This is a genomic window from Aequorivita sp. KMM 9714, assembly GCF_011065475.1.
In the GTDB taxonomy this organism is placed as follows: domain Bacteria; phylum Bacteroidota; class Bacteroidia; order Flavobacteriales; family Flavobacteriaceae; genus Aequorivita; species Aequorivita sinensis.
Genome location: NZ_JAAGRO010000025.1, coordinates 1 through 734 on the forward strand (window position 1 = coordinate 1; position 734 = coordinate 734).

1 protein-coding gene is annotated in these 734 nt (G+C 42.2%); it reads left to right on the plus strand.

The annotated features are described in order from the left end of the window. A partial coding sequence (locus G3A46_RS14620; protein WP_241836910.1) for a DUF6443 domain-containing protein occupies positions 1 to 734 on the plus strand: 734 nt, incomplete at both ends.

Genomic DNA, 734 nt, shown 5'->3' on the forward strand with positions numbered 1-734 from the left:
AACAGAGTATTTCGATCCGTGCCGGTGGCAACCGTGAGGACCTAGTGACCCCTATCCTTTACGATCCTTTGGGGAGGCAGCCAAAGGATTACCTACCTTTGCCAGTTGCCAATAATTTTGGAGCCTTTAACAATAACACTACCATTAACCAAGAAGCTGGCGTAATCTCGCAAATAGAGAATTACTATCAATCAAAATTTCCCGATGACTTACCACAAGGACTTCTTCCAGGTGCACAACTTAATCCGTATTCGGAAAAACGTTTCGAACGCTCACCTCTTAACAGAGTATTTGAGCAAGCTGCTCCAGGATATGATTGGAAATTACTCGCTACAAGTGATACTGATCATACCATCAAGTTTGACTATCAGACCAATTCACCGCAGGACTATGTAATACGATTCACTGTTGCCTTTACAAACAATAACACTTCACAGCCTACCTTGGTTGACCAGCAAGGCTATTATCCAGCAAACCAACTTTACAAAACTGTTACCAAGGACGAGAACTGGCAGCCCGGCCAAGCAAACGTAAATAACCATACTACCGAGGAATTCAAGGACAAACTAGGGCGTGTAGTTCTTAAACGTACCTTTAACGATGGATTGTTGGATACCTACTATGTATATGATGATTTTGGGAACCTTACCTATGTAATTCCTCCAAAGGTCGATAAAACAAATAACGATGTGAGCCCAACGGAACTAGACCAGCTCTGCTACCAATATAAATAT